The organism is Cellulomonas fimi, assembly GCF_012952065.1.
Lineage (GTDB): Bacteria > Actinomycetota > Actinomycetes > Actinomycetales > Cellulomonadaceae > Pengzhenrongella > Pengzhenrongella fimi_A.
This window is the reverse complement of sequence record NZ_JABCJJ010000011.1, coordinates 37,005-57,894: the sequence shown is the minus strand read 5'-3', so window position 1 is coordinate 57,894 and position 20,890 is coordinate 37,005. Positions and strand designations below refer to the sequence as shown.

The 20,890-nt window shown below is 73.6% G+C and carries 23 protein-coding genes; 18 read left to right on the top strand and 5 right to left on the bottom strand.

Going from position 1 to position 20,890, the window contains the following annotated elements; all coding sequences use genetic code 11:
• The first annotated feature begins 55 nt into the window (after positions 1-55).
• From nadC to HIR71_RS08945, 6 genes are all read left to right on the top strand, one after another.
• Entirely contained in the window at positions 56-907 is an 852-nt protein-coding gene (gene nadC / locus HIR71_RS08970; RefSeq protein ID WP_396031303.1) for a carboxylating nicotinate-nucleotide diphosphorylase, read from the top strand.
• 192 nt (positions 908-1,099) lie between these two features.
• Complete coding sequence (gene lysS / locus HIR71_RS08965) at positions 1,100-2,560, top strand: lysine--tRNA ligase (RefSeq protein ID WP_169324767.1); 1,461 nt, start codon at positions 1,100-1,102, stop codon at positions 2,558-2,560.
• A gap of 41 nt (positions 2,561-2,601) precedes the next feature.
• Positions 2,602-2,769 (top strand): hypothetical protein, encoded by a 168-nt coding sequence (locus tag HIR71_RS08960; protein WP_169324718.1) that lies wholly within the window; start codon positions 2,602-2,604, stop codon positions 2,767-2,769.
• Positions 2,770-2,948: 179 nt separating this feature from the next.
• Positions 2,949-3,293, top strand: a complete 345-nt coding sequence (locus HIR71_RS08955) for a histone-like nucleoid-structuring protein Lsr2 (protein WP_169324717.1) — start codon at positions 2,949-2,951, stop codon at positions 3,291-3,293.
• A gap of 372 nt (positions 3,294-3,665) precedes the next feature.
• Positions 3,666-4,904, top strand: coding sequence for a D-inositol-3-phosphate glycosyltransferase (gene mshA / locus HIR71_RS08950; protein WP_169324766.1), 1,239 nt, complete (start codon positions 3,666-3,668; stop codon positions 4,902-4,904).
• 39 nt (positions 4,905-4,943) lie between these two features.
• Positions 4,944-5,681 carry a phosphoglyceromutase gene (locus tag HIR71_RS08945; RefSeq protein WP_169324716.1) on the top strand — a complete coding sequence of 246 codons (738 nt, stop codon included), beginning with the start codon at positions 4,944-4,946 and terminating at the stop codon, positions 5,679-5,681.
• A gap of 158 nt (positions 5,682-5,839) precedes the next feature.
• Here the strand turns inward: HIR71_RS08945 and phoU are convergent, their stop codons facing one another.
• A complete protein-coding gene (gene phoU / locus HIR71_RS08940) occupies positions 5,840-6,502 on the bottom strand; it encodes a phosphate signaling complex protein PhoU (protein ID WP_169324715.1) in 663 nt (220 codons plus the stop codon).
• 143 nt (positions 6,503-6,645) lie between these two features.
• On the opposite strand from phoU, the gene HIR71_RS08935 reads away from it, so the two are divergent.
• The 6 genes from HIR71_RS08935 (at position 6,646) to pstB (ending at position 12,817) form a co-directional block, all read left to right on the top strand.
• Positions 6,646-7,809, top strand: a complete 1,164-nt coding sequence (locus tag HIR71_RS08935) for a sensor histidine kinase (protein ID WP_169324714.1) — start codon at positions 6,646-6,648, stop codon at positions 7,807-7,809.
• Complete coding sequence (locus tag HIR71_RS08930) at positions 7,806-8,507, top strand: response regulator transcription factor (protein WP_169324713.1); 702 nt, start codon at positions 7,806-7,808, stop codon at positions 8,505-8,507. Before HIR71_RS08935 ends, HIR71_RS08930 begins: the two co-directional genes overlap by 4 nt.
• 182 nt (positions 8,508-8,689) lie before the next feature.
• Positions 8,690-9,811: a phosphate ABC transporter substrate-binding protein PstS gene (locus HIR71_RS08925; RefSeq protein ID WP_169324712.1), complete on the top strand. Its 1,122-nt coding sequence runs from the start codon at positions 8,690-8,692 to the stop codon at positions 9,809-9,811.
• A gap of 147 nt (positions 9,812-9,958) precedes the next feature.
• Positions 9,959-10,972: a phosphate ABC transporter permease subunit PstC gene (gene pstC, locus HIR71_RS08920; RefSeq protein ID WP_169324711.1), complete on the top strand. Its 1,014-nt coding sequence runs from the start codon at positions 9,959-9,961 to the stop codon at positions 10,970-10,972.
• Positions 10,973-11,063: 91 nt separating this feature from the next.
• A complete protein-coding gene (gene pstA, locus HIR71_RS08915) occupies positions 11,064-11,966 on the top strand; it encodes a phosphate ABC transporter permease PstA (RefSeq protein WP_249051720.1) in 903 nt (300 codons plus the stop codon).
• 71 nt (positions 11,967-12,037) lie between these two features.
• On the top strand, positions 12,038-12,817 hold the full coding sequence (pstB, locus tag HIR71_RS08910; protein WP_169324709.1) for a phosphate ABC transporter ATP-binding protein PstB: 780 nt from the start codon (positions 12,038-12,040) through the stop codon (positions 12,815-12,817).
• Positions 12,818-12,882: 65 nt separating this feature from the next.
• On the opposite strand, the gene HIR71_RS08905 is transcribed toward pstB, so the two are convergent.
• Positions 12,883-13,386, bottom strand: coding sequence for a hypothetical protein (locus HIR71_RS08905; protein ID WP_169324708.1), 504 nt, complete (start codon positions 13,384-13,386; stop codon positions 12,883-12,885).
• Positions 13,387-13,614: 228 nt separating this feature from the next.
• Between HIR71_RS08905 and HIR71_RS08900 the strand changes: the two genes are divergently transcribed.
• From HIR71_RS08900 to ispF, 3 genes are all read left to right on the top strand, one after another.
• Entirely contained in the window at positions 13,615-14,097 is a 483-nt protein-coding gene (locus HIR71_RS08900; RefSeq protein ID WP_169324707.1) for a CarD family transcriptional regulator, read from the top strand.
• 100 nt (positions 14,098-14,197) lie between these two features.
• Complete coding sequence (gene ispD, locus HIR71_RS08895; protein ID WP_169324706.1) at positions 14,198-14,959, top strand: 2-C-methyl-D-erythritol 4-phosphate cytidylyltransferase; 762 nt, start codon at positions 14,198-14,200, stop codon at positions 14,957-14,959.
• The gene (gene ispF, locus HIR71_RS08890) at positions 14,956-15,453 is read left to right on the top strand and encodes a 2-C-methyl-D-erythritol 2,4-cyclodiphosphate synthase (RefSeq protein ID WP_169324705.1); all 498 of its coding nucleotides are present in this window, start codon (positions 14,956-14,958) and stop codon (positions 15,451-15,453) included. Before ispD ends, ispF begins: the two co-directional genes overlap by 4 nt.
• 16 nt (positions 15,454-15,469) lie before the next feature.
• Here ispF and HIR71_RS08885 read toward each other — a convergent pair whose 3' ends face one another.
• Positions 15,470-16,402 (bottom strand): NADP-dependent oxidoreductase, encoded by a 933-nt coding sequence (locus HIR71_RS08885; RefSeq protein WP_211373973.1) that lies wholly within the window; start codon positions 16,400-16,402, stop codon positions 15,470-15,472.
• A gap of 140 nt (positions 16,403-16,542) precedes the next feature.
• Between HIR71_RS08885 and HIR71_RS08880 the strand changes: the two genes are divergently transcribed.
• The 3 genes from HIR71_RS08880 to rlmB are packed head-to-tail and all read left to right on the top strand — an operon-like array spanning position 16,543 to position 19,666.
• On the top strand, positions 16,543-17,148 hold the full coding sequence (locus tag HIR71_RS08880; RefSeq protein WP_169324704.1) for a TetR/AcrR family transcriptional regulator: 606 nt from the start codon (positions 16,543-16,545) through the stop codon (positions 17,146-17,148).
• Positions 17,149-17,201: 53 nt separating this feature from the next.
• Complete coding sequence (cysS, locus tag HIR71_RS08875; protein WP_169324703.1) at positions 17,202-18,647, top strand: cysteine--tRNA ligase; 1,446 nt, start codon at positions 17,202-17,204, stop codon at positions 18,645-18,647.
• The gene (rlmB, locus tag HIR71_RS08870) at positions 18,647-19,666 is read left to right on the top strand and encodes a 23S rRNA (guanosine(2251)-2'-O)-methyltransferase RlmB (protein ID WP_169324702.1); all 1,020 of its coding nucleotides are present in this window, start codon (positions 18,647-18,649) and stop codon (positions 19,664-19,666) included. Before cysS ends, rlmB begins: the two co-directional genes overlap by 1 nt.
• A 42-nt stretch (positions 19,667-19,708) precedes the next feature.
• Here the strand turns inward: rlmB and HIR71_RS08865 are convergent, their stop codons facing one another.
• A complete protein-coding gene (locus tag HIR71_RS08865; RefSeq protein WP_169324701.1) occupies positions 19,709-20,257 on the bottom strand; it encodes a flavin reductase family protein in 549 nt (182 codons plus the stop codon).
• Positions 20,254-20,844, bottom strand: coding sequence for an NAD(P)H-dependent oxidoreductase (locus HIR71_RS08860; protein WP_169324700.1), 591 nt, complete (start codon positions 20,842-20,844; stop codon positions 20,254-20,256). Before HIR71_RS08860 ends, HIR71_RS08865 begins: the two co-directional genes overlap by 4 nt.
• Positions 20,845-20,890: the final 46 nt, after the last annotated feature.

Below are 20,890 nucleotides of genomic sequence, written 5' to 3'. Positions count from 1 at the left end.
CGCCCGTCCCGCGCCCGCCCTCGAGCCGCTCGACCACGGCTGGCTCGCCGGTGTCGTGGCCCGCGCCCTCGACGAGGACCTCGGGCCGGCGCCCGGGCGCGACGTCACGACGCAGGCCACGGTCTCGCCCGACGAGACCGGCGCGGCGCACCTCGTCGCGCGGCAGGCGGGCGTGGTCGCGGGCCTCGTCGCGGTCGCCGAGGTGCTCGACCAGGTCGCGGACCGGCTCGGCCTGCCCCGGGCGGAGGTCGACCTCCACGTGCCCGACGGCGCAGCCGTGGCTCGCGGCGACGTCCTCGCCGTCGTCCGTGGCCGGGTCCAGGTGCTGCTCGTGGCCGAGCGCACGGTCCTCAACCTCGCGAGCCGGGCGTCCGGGGTCGCGACGCACACGCGCCGCTGGGCCGAGGCGCTCGCCGGCTCCGGCGCGAAGGTGCTCGACACGCGCAAGACGACCCCGGGCCTGCGCGCGCTCGAGAAGTACGCCGTGCGCTGCGGCGGCGGCACCAACAAGCGCATGGGGCTCTACGACGTCGCGATGGTCAAGGACAACCACGTCGTCGCCGCCGGCTCGGTGAGCGCCGCGGTGACGGCGGTGCGCACCCGCTTCCCGGACGTCGTCGTGCAGGTCGAGGCCGACACCCGCGAGCAGGCGCTCGAGGCGCTCGACGCCGGGGCGCGGTTCCTGCTGCTCGACAACATGCCCGTGCCCGTGCTGCGCGAGGTGGTCGCGGCGGTGCGGGCGCGGGAGGCCGAGACCGGCCCGGTCGAGCTCGAGGCGACCGGCAACCTCACGCTCGACCGCGCCGCGCAGGTCGCGGCCACGGGGGTGGACTACCTGTCGGTCGGCGGGCTCACGCACTCCTCGCCGATCCTCGACCTCGCGCTGGACCTCGTCGCGCGGTCGTGACGTCGGCGGCGCCAGGGACGGGCGCGAGCCGGTCGGTAGGATCACGCGGTGACCTCGTCCGACCCCACCGTCCCCACCGTCCCCACCGCCGACGCCGCAACCACCGCTGCCTCGGGCGGTGACCGGTCGGCCGTCGCCGCTCCCACGGGGCCGGCCGGGGCGGCCCCGGCCGCCGACGACCTGCCCGAGCAGATGCGGGTCCGCCGGGAGAAGCGCGAGCGGATCCTGGCCGCGGGCGGCGAGGCGTACCCCGTCTCGGTCCCGCGCACGCACGGCATCGCCGAGGTCCGCGCGGCGCACCCCGAGCTCGAGGCGGGTCAGGAGACCGACGACGTCGTCGGCGTCGCCGGCCGCGTCGTGTTCCTGCGCAACACCGGCAAGCTCTGCTTCGTCACCCTGCAGGAGGGCGAGGGGTCCCGGCTCCAGGTCATGCTGAGCCAGGCGGCGGTGGGCGAGGAGTCGCTCGCACGGTTCAAGGCCGACGTCGACCTCGGCGACCACCTCTACGCGCACGGCCGCGTCATCAGCTCGCGGCGCGGTGAGCTCTCCGTGATGGCCGACGACTGGCAGCTCGCGGCGAAGGCCCTGCGCCCCCTGCCGGTGCTGCACAAGGACCTGTCGGAGGAGGCGCGCGTCCGGCAGCGGTACGTCGACCTCATCGCCCGCCCGGCGGCCCGCGACATGGTCCGGCTGCGGGCCGGCGTCGTGCGCTCGATCCGCGAGAACCTGCACCGACGCGACTACCTCGAGGTCGAGACGCCGATGCTCCAGACGATCCACGGCGGGGCGTCGGCCCGCCCGTTCACGACCCACATGAACGCGTTCGACCTCGAGCTCTACCTGCGCATCGCGCCCGAGCTGTTCCTCAAGCGCGCGGTGGTCGGCGGGGTCGAGCGGGTCTACGAGATCAACCGCAACTTCCGGAACGAGGGCGTCGACTCGACGCACTCGCCCGAGTTCGCCTCGCTCGAGGCGTACGAGGCGTACGGCGACTACGACACGATGGCGACCCTCACCCAGGACCTGGTGCAGCGCGCGGCGCTCGACGTGCTGGGCACGACGAGCGTGACCCTCCCGAACGGTGAGCCGTACGAGCTGGGCGGCGAGTGGACGACCCTGCGCCTGTACGACTCCCTCTCGGACGCGCTCGGCGAGGAGATCACCGCCTCGACGTCGGTGGCGGAGCTCAGCGCGCACGCCGACCGGCTCGGCATCGCCGTCGACCCCGCGAAGGTCAACCACGGCAAGCTGGTCGAGGAGGTCTGGGAGCACCTCGTCGGTGACCACCTGTACGCGCCGACGTTCGTGCGCAACTACCCGGTCGAGACGTCGCCCCTCACGCGGGACCACCGCACCGAGCCCGGTCAGGTCGAGAAGTGGGACCTGTACGTGCGCGGGTTCGAGCTCGCGACGGCGTACTCCGAGCTCGTCGACCCCGTGATCCAGCGGCAGCGGTTCGAGGCGCAGGCCCTGCTCGCCGCGGCCGGGGACGACGAGGCCATGGCCCTGGACGAGGACTTCCTCACCGCGATGGAGTACGCCATGCCGCCCGCAGGTGGCATGGGGATGGGCATCGACCGCCTGCTCATGGCCCTCACCGGGCTCGGCGTGCGCGAGACGATCCTCTTTCCCCTGGTCAAGCCCCTCGCCTGATTCGGCCGCCACCGGCCCGAGCGCCGACGTACAGTAGGCGTGTGAATCCCGTGCTCGCCGGCATCGCCGCCCTGGTCCCCTCGGCCGGGGTCGGGTTCCTCTTCTATCTCGCGATGCGCGCGGTCGTGAATGCCGACCGCAACGAGCGGGCGGCCCTCGCGCGTCTCGACGCCCAGGAGCGCGACGCGGCGGAATCGTCGCACCAGTAAAGCCGTCCGGCAACCGCTGGGTGGTGTGCGCGGAATGCCGAGCCAGTAACACCCGTCACCCGTCGAGTCATATCTTCGCGCGACTCGCAGCGGTGGCGGGCCAGCCTTTGACGCATGATTCATCTGGTGCCATGATTTCAGCACCCGATCTCCTCCCACGCTGAATCCGAGGCAATCCCATGGCTCAGAAGGTCCAGGTTCTTCTGGTCGACGATATCGATGGCGTCGCAGCCGACGAGACCGTCACCTTTTCTCTCGACGGCGTCTCCTACGAGATCGACCTCACCGCGGCGCACGCCTCGGAGCTTCGCGACTCGTTCGGCAGGTGGGTCGGCCACGCCCGCAAGGTGAGCGGCCGTTCCGGTGCGCGGCAGGCACGCGGCTCCGGTGGCAGCGCGCGCCGGTCGAGCGGCTCGAGCGATGCGACGGCGATCCGTGAGTGGGCCCGCGCGAACGGCCACAATGTCTCCGAGCGGGGTCGCATCTCGGCCGACGTCAAGGCCGCCTACGAGGCCGCGCACTGAGATTCGGCGAGCGCCGGGCGGCGCAGCCCGTGCGAGGCTCGCGGCGCCCGCTCACGAAGCGCCCGCATTCCGGGGGAACTCGGAATGCGGGCGCTCCGCCGTCGAGGGGGTGTCCTCTCGTCCCCACGGACGACGGGTTCACGGACACGCCCCGCAGGTGAACGAGGGCGTCAATGCATGCGCACGAGGCGCGAGCGTGCGACGCGCCTGGTGGATCGTTCCGACGTCGTGGATCGTTCCGACGTCGCGCCTCGATGTGCGACCCGCCCGGCCGGTGACCGACACTAGGACCAGACCCGTCCTCCCGCGCCGCAGCCGCGAGCGCCCGTCCTCGCCTGGAGCACCGTGAGCATCGAGCAGCCCCGCGTGGCCATGCTCTCCGTGCACACGTCGCCCCTCGACCAGCCGGGCGTCGGTGACGCGGGCGGCATGAACGTGTACGTCACCGACCTCTCGCGCGCGCTCGCCCGCCGCGGGGCGCGCGTCGAGATCTTCACGCGAGCCACGTCGTCGCGCCAGGCCGACGTCGTCGAGCTCGACGAGGGCGACCCGCGCGTGCTCGTGCGGCACGTCCCGGCGGGGCCGTTCGAGGGCCTCGACAAGAACGACCTGCCCGGCCAGCTCTGTGCGTTCGCTGCGGGTGTGCTGCGCACCGAGGCCGGCCGCTCGGAGGGCTGGTACGACGTCGTGCACTCGCACTACTGGCTCTCCGGCCAGGTCGGGTGGCTCGCGGCCGACCGCTGGGACGTCCCGCTCGTCCACACCATGCACACGCTCGCCAAGGTCAAGAACGCCTCGCTCGCGCCGGGTGACACCCCCGAGCCGTTCGGGCGCGTCATCGGCGAGGAGCAGGTCGTGGCGGCCGCGGACGCCCTCGTCGCGAGCACCGCGCAGGAGGCGGCGGACCTGGTCGGCCTGTACGACGCCGATCCGGCGGCCGTGCACGTCGTCGCGCCGGGGGTGGACCTCGACCTCTTCCGCCCGTTGCCGGCCGTTCCGGGGGCGCGCGCCGTGGTGCGGTCCCGGCTCGGCCTCCCCGCGGACCGCCCCGTCGTGCTGTTCGCCGGCCGCGTGCAGGCGCTCAAGGCGCCCGACGTCCTCGTGCGGGCGCTCGGGGTCCTCGCGGCCACCGGCCGCCCGGTACCGCTGCTCGTCGTCCTCGGCGGGCCGAGCGGGCGCCCGACCGCGGTGCGCGAGCTCGAGGCGCTCGCCGCCTCGAGCGGCGTGGGGGAGCACGTGGTGCTTCGACCGCCCCTGCCGCGCAGCGAGCTCGCGGACTGGTACCGCGCGGTCGACGTCGTCGCGATGCCGTCGCGCACCGAGTCGTTCGGGCTCGTTGCGGCCGAGGCGCAGGCGAGCGGGACGCCCGTCCTGGCAGCCGCCGTCGGCGGCCTGCGCACGGTCGTGCAGGACGGCGTGACCGGCCGCCTCGTCCCGTCGCACGACCCGGCGCACTGGGCGGACGCGCTCGCGGACCTCCTCGGGGACGACGTCGCGCGCGCGGGTCTGGCTGGCGGCGCCCGGCGCGCGGGGACGCGGCTCGGATGGGGCCCGGCCGCCGAGCAGGTGCTCAAGGCCTACGCGCTCGCGGGTCAGCGCCGCCACGGCTGAACCGCACCGTACCGGGCGTCGTGCGGCAGGATGAACGCCATGACCTACACCCTGATCCTGCTCCGCCACGGCGAGAGCACGTGGAACGCCAAGAACCTGTTCACCGGCTGGGTCGACGTCCCGCTGTCCGAGAAGGGCACCGCGGAGGCCGTCCGCGGCGGCACGCTGCTGACCGACGCGGGGCTCCTGCCCGACGTCGTGCACACCTCGCTCCTGCGCCGCGCCATCACGACGGCGAACCTCGCGCTCGACGCGGCCGACCGGCACTGGATCCCCGTCAAGCGGCACTGGCGGCTCAACGAGCGGCACTACGGCGCGCTCCAGGGCAAGGACAAGAAGCAGATCCGCGACGAGTTCGGCGAGGAGCAGTTCATGCTCTGGCGCCGCTCGTACGACACGCCGCCGCCCGAGATCGAGCTCGGCTCGGAGTTCTCGCAGGACGCCGACCCGCGCTACACCGGCGAGCCGATCCCCCGCACCGAGTGCCTCAAGGACGTCCTCGAGCGCGCGCTGCCGTACTGGGACGCCGAGGTGGTCCCGGACCTGCGGGCCGGCAAGACGGTCCTGGTCGCCGCGCACGGGAACTCCCTGCGCGCGATCATCAAGCACCTCGACGGGATCGACGACGACACGATCGCGGGCCTCAACGTGCCGACCGGCATCCCGCTCGTCTACGAGCTCGGCGAGGACCTGAGGCCGACCGTCCCCGGGGGGAAGTACCTCGACGCCGACGCCGCGGCCGCCGCGATCGCGGCCGTCGCCAACCAGGGCCGCTGACGCGGACGAACCGCACCACCGACGACGGCGCGCCTCCTCACCGGGGGCGCGCCGTCGTCGCCGGTGCCCTCTCGGCGGCGACACCCACCGGACCCCGAGTGCGACGTTGCCCCGGTCATGGCAGCGATGGGGCGCGGGAACGTCGCACTCGACGCCGGTCAGGCCGTGGTGTGGGCGCCGGCGATGTGCCCGCCGGTGACCAGGAACACCATGCGGCGCGCGATCGAGACGCCGTGGTCGCCGAACCGCTCGTAGTACCGGCTCAGCAGCGTGGTGTCGACGGTCTCCTGCGGCGTGCCGTTCCAGTTGCCGCCGAGGATCGCCGTGAACGTCTCCTCGTGGAGCCGGTCGATGATCTCGTCGTCGTGCTCGATGCTGGTCGCGAGGTCGAGGTCGCGCGTCCGGAGCAGCTGCGTGGTGCGCTCCGCGACCCGCACGGCCGCGTCGTTCATCTCCGCGAAGGTGCCCGAGACGGCCTGCGGGATCGCGACGCGCGGGTAGCCCCGGCGGGACACCTGCGCGATGTGTCGCGCGAGATCGCCCATCCGCTCGAGGGTCGCGCTCATGCGCAGCGACGTGACGACGACCCGCAGGTCGCCCGCGACCGGCGCCTGCTGCGCGAGCAGGTGCACGCACCGCGTGTCGAGCTCGCGCTCGAGCGCGTCGATCGCCTCGTCCGCGACGATGACCGACTCCGCGAGCTGGAGGTCGGCCGTCTGCAGCGCTCTGCCGGCGTCGCGGATGGCCACCTCGACCTGCTGGCTCATCGTGGTCAGGTCCGTGCCGAGCTGGTGCAGCTCGGCTTCGAAGATCTCCCGCATGTCTCCCTCTTCCCGGTGTGGCGGCCCACCCTCACAGGCGGCGATGAACGTCGGACCGACCGCAGGTGAACATCGGGTGCCGTGCCCGCCTCACGGGTCCGTCTCGTCGTCGAGCGGTCTCGGGTCAACCGTAGTCTGGCCAGGTGAACGGCGTGGAGATCGTGGTCGCGGGGCTGCTCGGCCTGCTCGTCGGGCTCGCCGCCGGGCTCGCCTTCCGCTACAGCGAGCGGGTCCAGCACCGCCTCCCGCCGCAGCCCGAGCCGCTGCTCGACGAGGGGCTCGTGCGCGTGCTCGCCGTCCTCCGGCAGGCCGCGGTCGTGCTCGACGACGAGGACCACGTGCTGCGCGCGAGCCCGCCCGCGTACGTCTTCGGCGTCGTGCGGGAGGGGCGCATCGTCCCGCCCGCCATCCGCGACCTCATCGCCGAGGTCCGCCGCACCGGCGAGATCCGTGACGAGGAGCTCGAGCTGCCGCGCGGGCCGGCGGGAGCGGCGACGATCCTGATCCAGGTGCGCATCGCGCACGTCGGACCGCACCGCCTGCTGGTGCTCGCGGAGGACCGGACCGAGGCGCGGCGGCTCGAGGCGATCCGGCGGGATTTCGTCGTCAACGTGTCGCACGAGCTCAAGACGCCCGTGGGTGCGCTGTCGCTGCTCGCCGAGACCGTCGAGGCGGCGGCGGACGACCCGGAGGCGGTGCGCCGCTTCGCCGGTCGCATGCAGCGGGAGTCCGCGCGCCTGTCCGCGCTCGTCCACGAGATCATCGAGCTCTCGCGGCTCCAGGTCGCCGGTGCGCTGAGCGCCCTGGCGCCGGTCGACATCGACCGGGTCCTGGCCGAGTCGGTGGACCGGGCGCGCACGACCGCGGCGGCCAAGCAGATCACCATCGACGCCGGTGGCGAGACCGGCACGACCGTCTACGGCGACCACGCGCTGCTCGTCACGGCCGTCCGCAACCTGCTCGACAACGCGGTGTCGTACTCGGGTCGCGGCACGCACGTCGGCGTGGGCGTGCGGCGGCGGGACGACATGGTCGAGATCGCCGTCGTCGACCAGGGGATCGGCATCGCGCCCGACGAGCAGCAGCGCGTGTTCGAGCGCTTCTACCGGGTCGACCCCGCGCGCTCGCGCGACACGGGCGGCACCGGCCTCGGGCTGAGCATCGTCAAGCACGTCGCGGCCGACCACGGCGGCGACGTCGTCATCTGGTCGCAGCCCGGGCGCGGCTCGACCTTCACGCTTCGAATCCCGGCCGCGGACCTCCCGCCCGGGTCCCCCGCACCGACGACCCAGGAGGTGGGTGCGTGACGCGCATCCTGCTCGTGGAGGACGAGGAGTCCTACCGCGACCCGTTGTCCTACCAGCTGACCAAGGACGGCTTCGAGGTGGCGACCGCGGCCACCGGGCCCGACGGGCTGGCAGAGTTCGACCAGGGTGGGGCGGACCTCGTGCTGCTCGACCTCATGCTGCCCGGGATGTCCGGGACGGAGGTCTGCCGCCAGCTGCGCGCCCGCGGCGACGTCCCGGTCATCATGCTGACCGCGAAGGACAGCGAGATCGACAAGGTCGTCGGCCTGGAGCTCGGCGCCGACGACTACGTGACCAAGCCGTACTCGTACCGCGAGCTGCTCGCCCGGGTCCGGGCGGTGCTCCGGCGGGGCCGCAGCGCGGACGACGACGTCGAGCCCGACGACGGCGCGCTCGGGCTCGGCCGCGTGCGGATGGACGTCGACCGGCACACGGTCGAGGTCGACGGCGAGCCGATCGCGCTCCCGCTCAAGGAGTTCGAGCTGCTCGAGATGCTGCTCCGGAACCCCGGGCGGGTGCTGACGCGCAGCCAGCTCATCGACCGCGTCTGGGGGTCGGACTACGTCGGCGACACGAAGACCCTCGACGTGCACGTCAAGCGGCTCCGGTCCAAGATCGAGATCGACCCCGGCAGCCCGCGGCTGCTGCTCACGGTGCGCGGTCTCGGCTACAAGCTCGCCGACGACGTGAGCCCCTGATCCGGGCACGGTCACGAGTCCGGACCGGGCGTGACCTGCGTCGCACTCGCCGACGGAAGTCGTCTGCCGGCGTTCATCCGGAGTTCACCTTCGTCCGGGCGGCGCGTCACCTCGGCTCCCTACCCTCGGACCCGGCCGCGGACGACCCGTGCGCGGCGCCACGAACGACAGGACGGAACACTGTGAAGCTCTCCCTCCACCGCCGCGTCGGGGCGATCGCCCTGACGGGCGCTCTCGCCATCTCGCTCGCGGCGTGCGGTTCGGACAACCCCACGGGTGCTGCCGACCCGACAGCAGGCGGGGACGACACCGCGGGTTCGGAGCTCAGTGGCGCTCTCGACGGCGCCGGCGCGAGCTCGCAGGAGTCCGCCATGGAGGCCTGGCGCGCCGGGTTCCAGTCCGCCAACCAGGGCGTGAACATCAACTACGACCCGGTCGGCTCGGGCGGTGGGCGCACCCAGTTCCTCGAGGGTGGCGTGCAGTTCGCCGGTTCGGACGCGGCGCTCAAGGACGACGAGCTCGCGCAGTCCGAGGAGCGCTGCGTCGGCGGCCAGGCCATCGACCTGCCCCTCTACATCAGCCCGATCGCGGTCGTCTACAACCTCGAGGGCGTCGACGAGCTCAACCTGTCCCCGTCGGTCATGGCAGGCATCTTCGACCGGAAGATCACGACCTGGAGCGCCCCGGAGATCGCCGCGGACAACCCGGGCGTGAGCCTGCCCGACCTGCCGATCACGCCGGTCAACCGCTCGGACGAGTCGGGCACCACGGAGAACTTCACCGAGTACCTCGCGGCGACGGCCGGGCCCGCCTGGCCGTACGAGGCGAGCGGTGACTGGCCGGTCTCGGGTGGCCAGTCCGCCCAGGGCACCTCGGGCGTCGTCCAGACGATCCAGGGCGGCAACGGCACGATCGGCTACGCCGACGCGTCGAAGGCCGGCTCGCTGGGCACCGCGAAGATCAAGGTCGGCGACCAGTGGGTCGGGTACTCGCCCGAGGCTGCGGCCGCCGTCGTCGACGCCTCGCCGCGCGTCGAGGGCCGCTACGAGCACGACATCGTCGTGGAGCTCGACCGCACGACGACCGCCGCGGGCGCCTACCCGCTCGTGCTGATCTCGTACTCGCTCGCCTGCACGTCGTACGAGGACGAGGCCGACGCCGAGCTCGTCAAGGCGTTCCTCGGCTACGTCGCGAGCGAGGAGGGCCAGGAGGCCGCGGCCACCGCGGCCGGCTCCGCGCCGATCTCCGACGAGCTGCGCGCCGACGTCGAGGCGGCTCTCGAGTCGATCACCGCGGGCGCCTGAGCTCTCGCAACCCCCGGTGGCCGGCTCCCCTGACGGAGAGCCGGCCACCGCGGCGCGTCGGCGTCTCGCCGTCCGACCCCTCAGGGCCGTAGCCTCGGAGCGCGTGGCCCGCAGGCCCTGCCCCACCACACTTCCCCCGGAGCACCTGTGACGAGCAGCACGAGCCGCACGTCGGCGCCGGAGACGTCACCGCCCCCGACGTCTCCCGCGACGCCGCGCCGGACCTCCCGCCACACGGGCGACCTGGCGAACAGCGCCTTCGCGTGGACGGCGACCTCCGCGGGGGTCCTGATCCTGCTGGTGCTCGCCGCGGTCGCCCTCTTCCTCGTGCTGCGGGCCTGGCCCGCGCTGACGGCGAACGCGCAGGAGCTCTCCGAGGCCGTCAGCTGGCTGCCCGACGGCGAGAACCTGCTGGAGTTCGTCGGACCGCTCGTCTTCGGCACGCTGCTGGCCGCGGCCCTCGCGCTCGTGATCGCCGTGCCGCTGTCGGTCGGGATCGCGCTGTTCATCTCGCACTACGCGCCGCGCCGGCTGGCGAACGGGCTCGGTTACCTCATCGACCTGCTCGCCGCGATCCCGAGCGTCGTCTACGGCCTCTGGGGCGCCCTGTGGCTCGTGCCGCTGCTCTTCCCCGTGTGGCGGTGGCTGAGCGACACGCTCGGGTTCATCCCGCTCTTCGCGGGGCCCGCGTCCGACCCCCCGCGCGTCATCCTCACCGTCGCGATCGTGCTCGCGGTGATGATCCTCCCGATCATCACCGCCGTCTGCCGCGAGGTCTTCCTGCAGGCGCCGCGGCTCCATGAGGAGGCGGCCCTCGCGATGGGTGCGACGCGCTGGGAGATGGTGCGGCTCGCCGTCCTGCCCTTCGGCCGGCCGGGGATCATCTCGGCCGCGATGCTCGGACTCGGCCGCGCCCTCGGCGAGACGATGGCCGTGCTGATGATCCTGTCGCCGGGCGCCACCTACTCGTTCGCCCTGCTGCTCGCGGGCAAGCACCAGACGATCGCGGCGAACATCGCGCTGCAGTTCCCCGAGGCCAACACCGAGGGCGTGAGCGTCCTCATCGCGACCGGCCTCGCGCTCTTCGTCATCACCCTCGTGGTGAACATGGCCGCCCGCGCGATCGTGGCGCGCCGCAAGGACTTCTCGGGGGCCAACTGACATGACGACTCTCACGCCCGGCGCGGCCGGCGCCCCCGGCAGCGGCCCGACGCCGCCACCCACGCTCGACCCGCACGCCGACACCCGCGCGATGCTCGCGGGCACGGACAAGAGCCGCCGGCGGACCGACCGCGTCATGACCGGGCTGATCGTGGCGTCCTTCCTCGTGGCGCTCGTGCCGCTGGTGTCGCTGACGTGGACCGTGGTCGTGAACGGGATCGAGCGGCTCTCGCCGTACTTCCTCACGGTCTCGATGCGCGGTGTCTTCGGCGGGATGGACGCGGGCGGCATCTACCACGCCATCATCGGCACGCTGCTGATCACGGGGCTGGCGACGCTCATCTCCGTGCCGGTCGGCCTCTTCACGGCGATCTACCTGGTCGAGTACGGGCGCGGCGCGCTCGCACGGTCGGTGACCTTCTTCGTCGACGTCATGACCGGCATCCCGTCGATCGTCGCCGGGCTCTTCGCGTACGCGCTGTTCGCGCTGATCTTCGGGCCGGGCGTGCGGTTCGGCGCGGTGGGCGCGGTGGCGCTCTCGGTGCTGATGATCCCGGTCGTCGTCCGGTCGTGCGAGGAGATGCTGCGGCTCGTGCCGAACGAGCTGCGCGAGGCCTCGTACGCGCTCGGTGTGCCCAAGTGGCTCACGATCGTCAAGGTCGTGCTGCGCACGTCCGTCGCGGGGCTCGGGACCGGCATCATGCTGGCGATCGCTCGTGTGATCGGCGAGACCGCGCCGCTGCTGATCACCGTCGGCGTGCTCGACTCGATCAACTTCAACGTGTTCGAGGGCCGCATGATGACCCTCCCGGTCTACGTGTACCGGCAGTACAGCCAGGGGCTCGTCCCCTGCGCACCGGACGCCGTCGACTGCATCGCGACGATCAACTACGACCGGGCCTGGGCGGCGGCGCTCGTGCTGATCGCGCTCGTGATGCTGCTCAACCTCGCCGGCCGCCTCCTGACCCGCTTCTTCGCCCCCAAGACCCGCTGACGCCGGCGACCGGCTCACCCCCGGCCGCCCGCCGGCGGCGACACGCTCCGCCGACAGACAAAGGACACCTCGTGGCCAAGCGCATCGACGTGAAGGACCTCAACATCTACTACGGCGACTTCCTCGCGGTCGCCGACGTCTCCGTCGACATCGAGCCGAGCTCCGTGACGGCCTTCATCGGCCCGTCGGGATGCGGGAAGTCGACCTTCCTGCGGACGCTCAACCGCATGCACGAGGTCGTCCCCGGCGCCCGCGTGGACGGCACCGTCGCGATGGACGGCGTCGACCTCTACGGCGAGGGCGTCGACCCGGTCGCGGTACGCCGCTCCGTCGGCATGGTGTTCCAGCGACCCAACCCCTTTCCGACGATGTCGATCGCCGAGAACGTGCTCGCCGGGATCCGGCTCAACAACCGGCGCATCTCGAAGGGCGACGCGCAGGACGTCCTCGAGCGCTCGCTCCGGGGGGCGAACCTCTGGAACGAGGTCAAGGACCGGCTCGACCGGCCCGGCTCGTCCCTCTCGGGCGGCCAGCAGCAGCGGCTGTGCATCGCGCGCGCGATCGCCGTGAAGCCGCAGGTGCTCCTCATGGACGAGCCCTGCTCGGCGCTCGACCCGATCTCGACGCTCGCGATCGAGGACCTGATCTCGGAGCTCAAGGCCGACTACACGATCGTGATCGTGACCCACAACATGCAGCAGGCGGCGCGCGTCTCGGACCGCACGGCGTTCTTCAACATCGCGGGCACCGGGATGCCCGGTCGCCTCATCGAGGTGGACTCGACGGCCACGATGTTCTCGACCCCGCGCGAGAAGTCCACCGAGGACTACATCTCGGGCCGCTTCGGCTGACCGAACGCCCGAGGCCGCCGGGGCACAGCCCGGCAGCGTGCGGACGACGTCGAGGGCGCGAGGGGTCAGCTCGCTGCGGGGACGAGGTCCTCGTACTCCGACAGGGTGTCGTCGAGAACGGGAACCTGGACCTCCTGGCTGCCCGCCTGGGGCGCCGAGACCGTGACCCTGAGCAGCGCGCCGGGCGCGGCGTTCACGGTGTCGAGCTCGGCGGGGTCCTCGCCCGCACCGCCGAGCACCACCGTCTGGCCCGCGGGGACGGACACGGTGAGGTCGTCGGCGCCGTCGGCCGAGAGCGTGACCCGGACGTCCTCGTCACCGCGGTTCGCGACCCCGCCGACCAGCGTGCCCGGCGCGCCCTCCGCCGCGGTCAGGACCAGCAGGTTCTCGACGCTCACGGTCGAGCTCACCTCGACGCGCACGCCGTCCGACGCGTTGTAGGGCTCCATCGACGTCATCGGGTTGACGGCCGAGCACCCGGCCAGGGCCGTGCCCGCGAGCACGACGACCGGCAGACCGGCCCACCGGGACGACGGTCGCAGACGGCGGGACGGACGAGCGCTGGCCACATGGACTCCTCGAGACGGTGGGGCGGGTCGCTGCGATCGACGTGCGGCCGGAGCGACGCGCGCGCCGCTCGGGCTGCTGCGGTCAGCCTAGTGGGTCGCCCGCCCGGGGGCACCGTCCGCCCGCCGTGGTCCTGACCTGCGACGACGCGTCCTCACGGGACAATCTGGCAGGTCAGGGCCGCGACACGCCGTGGTAGGATGGTCTCCCGCGAAAGGGGACATCACCAGATGACTTTCACTGTTGGGGAGACGGTCGTCTACCCGCACCACGGCGCCGCGCTGATCGAGGAGATCAAGACCCGGACGATCCGCGGCGAGGACAAGATCTACCTCAAGCTCAAGGTCGCTCAGGGTGACCTCACCATCGAGGTCCCCGCGGAGAACGTCGACCTCGTCGGTGTCCGCGACGTCGTCGGCCAGGAGGGACTGGAGAAGGTCTTCGACGTCCTCCGCGCCCCGTACACCGAGGAGCCGACCAACTGGTCGCGCCGCTACAAGGCGAACCTCGAGAAGCTCGCGTCGGGCGACGTCATCAAGGTCGCCGAGGTCGTCCGCGACCTCTCCCGCCGCGACGCGGACCGCGGCCTCTCGGCCGGCGAGAAGCGCATGCTGGCGAAGGCCCGGCAGATCCTCGTCTCGGAGCTCGCGCTCGCGGAGCACACCGAGGAGGAGAAGGCCGAGGCCATCCTCGACGAGGTCCTCGCTTCTTGAGCACCACCCGCACCAGCGCTCGGGCGCCGTTCCCTCCGGGGGGACGGCGCCCGAGCGGTATCTGCCGTCAGGTGCGGCCGGCGCCGACGAGCGTCGCGCGGTGACGACCGCCGCGATCCTCACTGCGGCGGGCAGCGGCACCCGCCTCGGTCACGTGCTGCCCAAGGCCCTCGTCCCGCTCGCCGGCGAGCCGCTCGTGGTTCACGCCGCCCGGCGCCTCGCGTCCTGCGGCGTGGTCGACCTGGTCGTGGTGCCGGCGCCCGGCGACCACCTCGCGGCGTTCGAGTCCGTGCTCTCCGCCGCCGACCTCGGCGTCCCGGTCACCGTCGTGACCGGGGGGATGAGCCGGCAGGCGTCGGTCGCGGCGGCGCTCGCGACGGTGCCCCCCGACGTCGACGTCGTCCTCGTGCACGACGCCGCGCGCTCGCTCGCGCCGTCGTCGCTCGCCGAGCGGGTGGTGCAGGCGGTCCGGGCCGGACGGCGTGCCGTGGTGCCCGGCGTCCCCGTGCCGGACACCGTGGTCGAGGTCGGTCCCGAGGGCCCCACCGCGGTCGAGGACCGCGTGCCGGGCACGGTGGCGACCGCCGGCGCGACCGCCGAGCTCGTCACGGGCAACCCCGACCGCAGCGTGCTGCGCAGCGTCCAGACGCCGCAGGGCTTCGACCGCGCGCTGCTCGACCGGGCGCACGCGGCCGGCGCCCACCGCGCGGGCGACGAGTCCCTCGCCGCGACCGACGACGCCTCGCTCGTCGCGGCCCTCGGCGAACCCGTGCACGTCGTGCCCGGCGACGCGGCCGCCGTCAAGATCACCACCCCGCGCGACCTCGCGCTGGCGCGGCTGCTGCTCGAGGAGCACGGGTGAGCGCGCTGCCCCGGACGGGCATCGGGATCGACGTCCACGCCTACGCCGACGCCGACACGGACGCCGCGGACGGCCGCGACCTGGCGCTCGCCGGGCTGACGTGGCCGGGGGAGCCCAGGCTCGCGGGGCACTCCGACGCGGACGTCGCCGCGCACGCCGCGGCGGACGCGCTGCTCTCCGCCGCGGGGCTCGGCGACCTCGGCTCGAACTTCGGCACCTCCGCGCCCCAGTGGGCGGGTGCCCCCGGGACCGCGCTGCTCGCCGAGACGGCTCGGCGCGTCCGGGCGGCGGGCTTCACGATCGGCAACGTCGCCGTCCAGGTGATCGGCAACCGCCCGCGCCTCGGCCCGCGTCGGGCCGAGGCAGAAGCGGCGCTGTCGGCGGCGGCCGGCGCGCCCGTCACCGTGAGCGCGACGACGACCGACGGGCTCGGGCTCACCGGGCGCGGGGAAGGCGTGGCCGCGATCGCGACGGCCCTCGTCGTCGGTCCCTGAGCGGCCGGGTCGGACGTCAGCGGACGAGCACGAGCTTCCCGTGCACGTGGCCGGCGAGCCCGACGCGGTGCGCCCTGGCGACCTGCTCGAGCGGGTACGTCCCCGCGATCCGCACGTCGATCCTCCCGGTCGCGACGAGGTCGACCAGCGTGGGCCGGGCCGCGGCCCGGATGTCGTCGCCCGGGTCGGCATGCGGCCCGTGGCCCAGCAGCTGGATGCGCAGGGCGGGCGCGCGCCCGAACGCGGCGACGGTCGCGATGCGGTGCCGGTCCTTCACCAGCGCGATCGACACGTCGAGGGCCTCGTTCGTGCCGACCGTGTCGATCGCTGCGTCGACCCCCCGCGGAGCGAGCGCGCGCACGCGGTCGGCCAGGCCCGGACCGTAGGCGACCGGCGTCGCACCGATGTCCAGCAGGTACTCGTGGTTCGCCACGCTGGCGGTGCCGATGACGCGGGCGCCCCGCACGCGGGCGAGCTGCACGGCCATCGACCCCACGCCGCCCGCGGCGCCGTGCACCAGGACGGTGTCGCCGCTGCCCACGCGCGTCGCGACGACCGTGTGCATCGCGGTCGACCCGACGACGAGCAGGCCCCCCGCCCTGGCCCAGCTCAGTGCGGCCGGCTTCCTGACGACGTTCTCGGCCTTGACCACGAGGCGCTCGGCGTATGCCCCCGAGCGCTGGAACAGGACGTCGTCACCGGGCGCGACGCCGTCGACGCCGGGACCGGCCGTGAGCACCGTGCCCGCGGCCTCGTAGCCGAGCCGCATCGGCAGCCGCGACGCGTCCGTGCCGCTCGCGCCGCTGTACGCCTTCCAGTCGGCGGGGTTGATCCCCGCGGCGCGCACCTCGACGAGCACCTGCTCGGGCCCGGGCTCACCCGGGTCGACGTCGACGATCCTCAGGACGTCCGGCCCGCCGTAGGCGGTCGCCACCACTGCGCGCGACATGCTATCGATCATGGCCGTTCCGCACGCACCTGACCAGGGCAGGGACGTACGCGCAGGCGGTGGCTCGCAGGTTCGGGTGGTGCGACGATGGAGCTCCGCCGTGGTCTCGACCAGCGCGCGGAGGGGGCGAGGAGGTCGCGATGTCGCGTCTGCCGATGGCGAAGCGTCGGGAACAGCTGGTCAACGCCGCGCTGGCCGTGGCCAGTCGGGACGGGGTCGAGGCGGCCACCGTCCGCGCGGTCGCGGCGGAGGCGGGCGTGTCCCTCGGCGTCGTGCACTACTGCTTCCAGGACAAGAACGAGCTGCTCCGCGCGATGGGCGAGGCGATCACGGCGCGGAACGTCGAGCGCGTGGAGTTCGGCTCCCCGCCGCTCGACGCGCGCGCCGCGGTCGGAAACGCGGTCACGGCGATCTGGGACTCGATGTCGGCGCGGCGCGGCGACCAGCTGCTGGCCTTCGAGATGACGCTGTCGGCCCTGCGCAACCCCGAGCTCGCGCCGGTGGCGACCGCACAGCTCGAGCACGAGCGCCGGCTCGCGGAGGACCTTCTCGTCGAGGCGGCCGCGGCTGCGGGGACGGACTGGGGCGTGCCACCGCGCCACCTCGCGCGCACGTGCGTGGCCGTCCTCGACGGCGTCGCGCTGGCGTGGCTCGTCGACGGCGACGACCGGGCTGCTCGCGCCGACCTCGCGCAGTTCGCCGACCACCTGGCGCAGCTCGCCCGGCCCGGGGTGCAGACCGCGTAGCGGCCGCCCGCCCCGGGCGGTGAACGCAGCGCGCGCCCCGGTAGCCTGGGCCGGTGAGCCTCCGACTGTTCGACTCCGCGACGCGCCAGGTGCGCGACCTCGTCCCCCTGGTCCCGGGCGAGGTCGGCATCTACCTGTGCGGCGCGACCGTCCAGTCGCCCCCGCACGTGGGCCACCTGCGCTCGGCCGTCGCGTTCGACGTGCTCCAGCGCTGGCTCGTGCGCTCGGGCTACCGGGTCACGATGATCCGCAACGTCACGGACATCGACGACAAGATCCTCGCGAAGTCGGCCGACGCCGGGCAGCCGTGGTGGGCGTGGGCGATGCAGAACGAGCGCGCCTTCACCTTCGCGTACGACGCCGTGGGTGTGCTTCCCCCGAGCTACGAGCCGCGGGCCACGGGCCACGTCCCCGAGATGGTCGCGATGATGCAGCGGCTCGTCGAGCGCGGCCACGCCTACGTCGCGGGCGACGGCGACGTCTACTTCGACGTCCGCTCGTACCCCGCGTACGGGTCGCTCACGAACCAGCGGCTCGAGGACATGGTGCCCGCGCGCGACACGGGGTCCGACGAGCTCGACGCGCACAAGCGTGACCCGCGCGACTTCGCGCTCTGGAAGGCGCCCAAGGCGGGGGAGCCTGCGACGGCCTCGTGGTCGACGCCGTTCGGCCGGGGCCGCCCCGGGTGGCACCTCGAGTGCTCCGCGATGGCGCAGCGCTACCTCGGCGAGGCGTTCGACATCCACGGCGGCGGCCTGGACCTGCGGTTCCCGCACCACGAGAACGAGCAGGCCCAGTCGCGCGCCGCGGGCTACGACTTCGCGCAGCTCTGGCTCTACAACGGCTGGGTCACGCAGGCCGGCGCCAAGATGAGCAAGTCGCTCGGCAACGGGCTGCTCGTGACCGAGGTGCTGAGGCACACCCGCGGTGCGGTCCTCCGGTACGCCCTCACGGCCGTGCAGTACAGCTCGATGCTCGAGTGGACGGACGACACGCTGCGCGAGGCGGAGGCGACGTGGGACCGCCTCGCGGGCTTCGTCGAGCGTGCGGTCGAGGCCGTGGGCGCGGTGGACGACGACGAGGTGGGGAAGGTCGCGCTGCCGGCGGAGTTCACGGCCGCCATGGACGACGACCTCAACGTGCCCGCGGCCCTCGCGGTCGTGCACGAGCGCCTCCGCGCGGGCAACACCGCGCTCGCGGAGCGGGACCTGCCCGAGGTGCGGGACGTCGTCGTGCAGCTGCGGGCCATGCTCGACGTGCTGGGGCTCGACCCCGGGAGCCCGCAGTGGGTCGCCCGCGGGGGAAGGACGCGGTACGCGGACGCGCTCGACACGCTCGTCACCGCCGAGCTCACGGCCCGCGCACAGGCCCGCGCGGCGCGGGACTTCGCCACCTCCGACGCGATCCGGGACCGCCTCGCGGCGGCCGGGATCCTGGTCGAGGACTCACCGGACGGAGCGCGATGGTCGCTCGCCACGACAGCGAGGGACCAGGACTGATGGCAGGGAACTCCTCGCGTCGCGGCGCGACGCGCAAGGCCGGCTCCAAGAAGGGCGCCCGGGTCGGCTCGGGCGGCCAGGGGCGCCAGGCGCTCGAGGGCCGGGGGCCCACGCCCAAGGCGACCGAGCGCCCGTACCACCCGGCGGCGAAGAAGAAGGTCGCGGTCGAGCGCCGGGCCGCGACGGGGACCTCGCGCCCGAGCGGTGTCGCGGGCGCGCGGACGTCGCGGTCGGCCGGCGGCTCGAAGGGCGGCAAGGGGGTCAGCGCGACCCACGAGATCGTCTCCGGGCGCAACTCGGTCGTCGAGGCGCTGCGCGCGGGCATCCCCGTGAGCACGGTCTACTACGGCACGCGGATCGAGGCCGACGACCGCACGCGCGAGATCCTCGCCGTCGTGACGGGCCGCGGCTACCCGCTCCTCGAGGTCTCGAAGGCCGAGCTCGACCGGCTCACCGACGGCTCGGTGCACCAGGGCGTCGCGATCCAGGTGCCGCCGTACGAGTACGCCGAGCCCGACGACCTGCTCGACCTCGCGGCGGACGCGGGCGCGGCGCCGCTCGTCGTGGCGCTCGACGGCGTCACCGACCCGCGCAACCTCGGCGCCGTCCTGCGCTCGGCCGGTGCCTTCGGTGCGCACGGCGTGCTCGTCCCCGAGCGGCGCTCGGCGGGCGTGACGGCGTCGGCGTGGAAGGTCTCGGCCGGGGCCGCGGCCCGGGTGCCCGTCGCGCGCGCGACGAACCTGGTCCGTGCGCTGCAGGCGTACCGGCAGGCCGGCTGCTTCGTCGTCGGGCTCGACGGCGGCGGGGACGTGGACATCGCCGCGCTGCCCTTCGCGACGGACGGGCTGGTGCTCGTGGTCGGGTCGGAGGGCAAGGGGCTCTCGCGTCTGGTCCGGGACACGTGCGACGCGATCGCGTCGATCCCGATCGCCTCGGCGGTCGAGTCGCTCAACGCGGGCGTCGCGGCCGGGATCGCGCTGTACGAGGTCGCGCGGTCGCGGTCCGCCCAGGAGGGCTAGGAGCGGGATGGTGGGACAGCGCGCGGCGGACCTCGCCGTCGCTCAGATCTCGTAGTGGTCGCCGAGGCGGCGGTAGGCGCGGTCGTGGTAGATCAGGGGTGACCCGGCCGCGCTCACGTCGGACGACAGGGCGCGCACGGTGACCAGGTAGCTGTCGCCGACCGGGATCCGCTGGAGAACGCGACCCCGGACCCACGTCAGGGAGCCGTGCAGCACGGGTTCGCCCGTGGCCAGGTGCGCCCACGGCGTCCCGTCGAACCGGTCGATGCCGTGCGTCGCGAACCGTCCCGACAGCTCCGCCTGGGACGAGCCGAGGAAGTTCACGACGACGGTCGAGGACTCCCGGAGCGCGGGCCACGACGACGACGTCGACGCGATCGAGAAGGCGAGGATCGGTGGCTGCGCCGAGACCGAGATGACCGAGGTCGCGGTGAAGCCGACCGGCCGAGCCGTACCGGGCTCGACGAGCGTGACGACCGCGACGCCCGCGGGGTGGCGACGGAACACCTGCTTGAACTCGTCGCCCGACAGCTGGGGTTCGTCGTCCACGGCCAGCAGCCCTTCCACCGCGTGGAGCGCGTCGGCGCTCATGAGCGTGCCGCCTCGAGCGCGGCGCCGGACGACGTGAGGTCGTCCGTCGCCAGGGTGCCCCTCGCGGCCGCGGCGAGCGAGCGGAGCACGGGTGCGGCCGCGTCGGACCACGCGGTGACGGCGTCGTCGAGCGAGCCGAGCTGTGCTTCCGCCAGCGCGAGTGCCCGCGTCGGGACCCAGGCGCCGAGCTCGACCAGCACGGGCCGCAGATGCACCTCGCCAGCGAGCGAGTGCGCCGGGTTGCCCGACACGACGAGCGGCACCGCGACGGTGCCGCGCAGACCGTCCGGTCCGTACAGGTCCAGGAAGGCCTTGAGGAGACCGGTGTAGCTCGCCTTGTAGACGGGCGTCGCGACCACGACGACGGCGGCACGCGCCACGCGGTCACGCGCGGCGTCGGCGGCGGGGTGGGCCGGGGCCAGGAGCTCGCCGGCGAGATCGGCGAGGTCGATCGTGCTCAGCAGCGGCTGGCCGGTGATCTCCGCGACGCGCCGGGCGACGGCCTCCGCGGCCGTCCGCGTGCGCGACGCCGGTCGCGGGTTGCCGACGACGGCGACGACGCCGGTGGCGGGGGTGAGGGTCGACATGCTCGGTCCTTACGGTCGAGGTGCGACGGTGCGACCAGGACCGGGA